The sequence below is a fragment of the Cupriavidus sp. HPC(L) genome (assembly GCF_000307735.3).
Classification (GTDB): Bacteria; Pseudomonadota; Gammaproteobacteria; order Burkholderiales; family Burkholderiaceae; genus Cupriavidus.
In genome coordinates this window covers 1-4,322 of sequence record NZ_AMPR02000238.1, presented here as the reverse complement: position 1 = coordinate 4,322, position 4,322 = coordinate 1, and the positions used below count along the sequence as shown (strand labels likewise).

Sequence of the window (4,322 nt, the reverse complement as noted above, 5' to 3'; positions counted from 1 at the left end):
ATACAGGCCGGTCAGCATCAGGCCGGGGAAGAAGGCGCCCGCATACAGCTGCACCACCGACACGCCGGCGGTCGCGCCGTAGACGATCAGCAGCACCGACGGCGGGATCAGGATGCCGAGGCACCCGCCGGCGGTGACCGAGCCGGCCGACAGCGACGCGCTATAGCCGGCGCGCAGCATCGCCGGCAGCGCCAGCAGTCCCATCAGCGTGACGACGGCGCCGACGATGCCGGTGGCGGTCGCGAACACCGCGCAGGTGATCAGCGTGGCCACGGCCAGCGAGCCCGGCAGCCACGCTAGCGCCAGATGCAGGCTGCGGAACAGCCGCTCGATCAGGTTGGCGCGCTCGACCAGGTAGCCCATGAAGACGAACAGCGGCACCGAGATCAGCACGTCGTTGGTCATCACCGCATAGGTCCGCTGCACCATCAGGTCCAGCGTCTGCTGCACGGCGATGTTGGGGTCGGCGTGGCGATAGGCCAGCCAGGCGAACAGCACGCCCATGCCCATCAGCGTGAACGCGGTGGGAAAGCCCAGCATGATCGCCGCGACGATCAGCGCCAGCATCAGCAGGCCCAGATGTCCGTTGGTCCAATCGGCGGGCGAGGGCATCAGCACCAGCACCGCGACGACGATCAGCGCCATCAGCGTGGCGCCGAACCATAGTTCCTTTCTCATCGCGGCGCTCCGTCGGTTTCGCGCGCTGGCTTCGATTCGCGATCGTCGTGGCGATCGCGGGGATGGTGCGGATCCGCCGGGCCGGGATGGTGTGGACCGGGATCGGTAGTGGGCGCGTCGCGTTGAACCGGCGCATCGACCTGGTCGCGGTCATGCCGTTCGTCCCGCTCATTGCGGTGATCCCGCACTTCGCCACCTTCCCCGACCGCCGGCGTTGCCACCGTGCCGGCCGCGGCGTCGGCGCTGACCATCTGCTTGAGCTTGTCCACGTCGACTTCCTCGACATCGCCCTCGCGCATCGGCCAATGCCCGCGCTTCAGGCAGATCACGCAGCGGATCGTCTCGGCGACGCCCTGCAACAGCAGCAGCGCGCCGGCCACCGGAATCACCGCCTTGAACGGATAGATCGGCGGGCCGTCGGCCGCGATCGACGAGTGCTCGTTCTGCGCCAGCGAGACCTCGAAGAAGTCGATACCGGCCCAGGCCAGCGCGATCACGCCGGGGAAGAAGAAGACCAGGTACAGCACCAGGTCGATCGTGGCCTGCGCGCGCGGCGGCAGGAAACCATAGAGGATGTCGCCGCGCACGTGTCCGCGCTTGGCCAGCGTATAGGCGCCGGCCAGCATGAACAGCGCGCCGTACAGCATATTGCTCGCGTCGAACACCCAGGCGTGCGGTGCCGACAGGACATAGCGCGAGAACACCTCGTAGCTGATCATCAGCGTCAACGCGACGATCAGCCACGAGGCGGCCTGACCGATCAGGGTGCTGATCCTGTCGATCGCCAGCAGCAGGCCTTGCACGATCGCGCCCCCGCGTTCAGCTGCGCTTGCTGAAGTAGTGCGCCGAGGCCATCCGGTAGTCGACGTTGGTGTCGTTCTGCCAGCGGGTGCTGCGCATCGCGAACGCCTTCATCGAGTCGTTGACCTTCTTGAACATCGGGTTTTCCTTTTCCTTGCGCGCCACCACCTCGTCCCAGATCTTCAGCTGCGCCTGCAGCACCGAATTGGGCGTCGCGTAGAACTTCACGCCCTGCTGCTGCAGCGCCTGATAGTCCTTCGAGTAGCGGTCGATCGCCTTCATCGACATGTCGGCCGAGGCCGCGTCCACCGCGTTGGCGATCAGTGCGCGCAGCTTGGGCGGCAGCGCGTCGTAGCGCTTCTTGTTGAACAGGATCTCGAACTGTTCCGAGCACTGGTGGAAGCTGCGCAGCATGCAGACCTTGGACACGTCCTGGAAGCCGAGCGCGCGATCCGAGCTCGCGTTGTTGAACTCGGCAGCGTCCAGCAGGCCGCGGTCCATCGCCGGCACGATCTCGGCCCCGGGCAGCGCGTTGACCGCGGCGCCCAGCCCCGTGAAGATGTCGATCGACAGGCCGACCGTGCGGAACTTCAGGCCCTTGAAGTCCTCCGGCTTGGTGATCGGCTTCTTGAACCAGCCCAGCGGCTGCGTCGGCATCGGTCCGTACAGGAAGGACACCACGTCCAGGTTCAGGCTGCGGTAGATCTCCTGCTGCAGTTCCTTGCCGCCGCCGTACTTGTGCCAGGCCAGCAGCATGTTCGGGTCCATGCCCCAGGCCGGCCCCGATCCCCACAGCGCCAGCGCCGAGTTCTTGCCATACCAGTAGGCGATCACGCCGTGGCCGCCGTCGAGCGTGCCCTTGCTGACCGCGTCGATCAGGTCGAACGCCTTGACGACCGCGCCGGCCGGCAGCAGCTCGATCTTCAGCTCGCCGCCCGACATATCGTTGACCTTGGCGACGAAGTCGCCGGCGAACTCGTGAAAGATGTCCTTGCTGGGCCAGGTGCTTTGCCAGCGCATCGTCACCGGACCCTGTGCCTTGACGATCGCCGGGAATCCCAGCGCCGTTGCACCGACCGCAGCCCCCGCCCCGCCCAGAAATCCCCGTCGCGATACCGCACCGCGCTTGTTTTTCGCTGCCATGCTGTCTTCCCCCTTGCTGCTGTTGACGACACCGGAGGCAGCGCCGCGAGTGCGCCAGCCTCGAACCGTTGATGCGACGTCTGGAATTGCGATGCGGTGGCCGGCCCGATGGCGACTGCCGTTTTCAGGGGGCGGCGTGCAAGTGGTTTGTAATTGACTTCATGTTAGGAATTGCAACCAAGCGCAACAATGTAGGGATTACCCGTGACGGATCGGCCTTGTCGCCGCGTGTAAATCGGCGCTCTACAGCATGTCTGCATCTTGTCTCGTGCTTGTCTGCTCCATGTCTGGCGAGGCCACTGTCGCGGACCCTCAATGGGTCATCGGCGCCCGGTTTTGCATGACCTTTCGGCCACTTCGGCGGACGGAGCGGCTACAGTAGCAAGGACCGGCCATCCCGCCATTTTTTTCGCCAGGAGCCACGCATGCCCGATCCGTCGAATTCACCGAACTCGCCGAACTCGCCGAACTCGCCCGGCGCGCCCAACCAGAAAGTCCAGTTCCCCGGCCACGACGGCCAGCCGCTGGCGGGCCGCCTCGATATGCCGGCCGGGCCGGTCAAGGCCTATGCGCTGTTCGCGCATTGCTTTACCTGCGGCAAGGATGTGGTGGCGGCCAGCCGCATCGCGCAGGCGCTGACCCAGCACGGCATCGCGGTGCTGCGTTTCGACTTCACCGGACTGGGCGGCAGCGGCGGCGATTTCGCCAACACCAATTTCTCGTCGAACGTCGCGGATCTGCACGCAGCGGCCGACCATATGCGCCGGCATCTGCAGGCGCCGGCGCTGCTGATCGGCCATAGCCTGGGCGGCGCTGCGGTACTGGCCGCGGCCGAAGGCATCCCGGAGGCAAGGGCGGTGGCGACCATCGCCGCGCCGAGCGACCCGTCGCACGTGGTCGGCCTGCTGCGCGAGCACGCCGACACCATCGCCGCGCAGGGCGAGGCCGAGGTGCAGCTGGCCGGCCGCCCGTTCCGCATCCGCAAGCAGTTTCTCGACGACGTCGCCGAGCAGGCGCTGCTCGCCAAGGTGTCGCGGCTGCGGCGCGCGCTGCTGGTGATGCATTCCCCGCTCGACGACACGGTCGGCATCGACAATGCCACGCAGCTGTTCATCGCGGCCCGCCATCCGAAGAGCTTTGTCTCGCTCGATCATGCCGACCATCTGCTGACCCGGCGCGAGGACGCGACCTATGTCGCCAACACGATCGCCGCCTGGAGCCAGCGCTACCTCGGCATCGATCCGGCCACGCTGCCGGCCGCCGCGGTGGAGGAAGGGCTGGTGCGCGTCGAGGAAAACCACGCGGGCAAGTTCCAGCAGCGGGTCACGGTCGGCAAGCACCGGCTGCTGGCCGACGAGCCGGTCTCGTTCGGCGGCCTGAACGGCGGACCCGCGCCCTACGATCTGCTGCTGGCCGCGCTGGGCGCCTGCACGTCGATGACGATCCGGATGGTGGCCGAACGCAAGGGCTGGCCGCTGGAACACGTCAGCGTGTCACTGAGGCACGAGAAGATCCATGCCGCGGACTGCGCGGAGTGCGACACCCGCGATGGCAAGGTCGACTGGATCGAGCGCGAGGTGACGCTGCGCGGGCCGCTCGACGCGCAGCAGCGCGAGGCGCTGCTGGCGATCGCGGACAAGTGCCCGGTGCACCGAACCTTGCATTCGGAAGTGGTGGTGCGCACGCGCGCCGCGCCGGTG

At 67.0% G+C, this 4,322-nt stretch carries 3 protein-coding genes and 1 pseudogene; 1 reads left to right on the top strand and 3 read right to left on the bottom strand.

Features of this window, described 5'->3' with window-relative positions; genetic code table 11:
• The 3 genes and pseudogenes from B551_RS14500 to B551_RS14490 all read right to left on the bottom strand — a co-directional run.
• Positions 1-678, bottom strand: a 678-nt coding sequence (locus B551_RS14500; protein ID WP_023264388.1) for a TRAP transporter large permease subunit, incomplete at its 3' end; no start/stop codon positions are given.
• A 209-nt stretch (positions 679-887) separates the two neighbouring features.
• Positions 888-1,481: pseudogene (locus B551_RS14495) on the bottom strand (TRAP transporter small permease subunit); the annotation flags it as partial.
• A 16-nt stretch (positions 1,482-1,497) separates the two neighbouring features.
• On the bottom strand, positions 1,498-2,622 hold the full coding sequence (locus tag B551_RS14490) for a TRAP transporter substrate-binding protein (protein ID WP_023264387.1): 1,125 nt from the start codon (positions 2,620-2,622) through the stop codon (positions 1,498-1,500).
• Between the two features lie 425 nt (positions 2,623-3,047).
• Here B551_RS14490 and B551_RS14485 point away from each other — a divergent pair.
• On the top strand, positions 3,048-4,322 hold a 1,275-nt coding region (locus B551_RS14485), incomplete at its 3' end, for an alpha/beta fold hydrolase (protein WP_023264386.1).

Coding starts and splice junctions, on each gene's coding strand:
- B551_RS14490 (WP_023264387.1), bottom strand. CDS start 2,622: ATGGCAGCGAAAAACAAGCGCGGTGCGGTATCGCGACGGGGATTTCTG.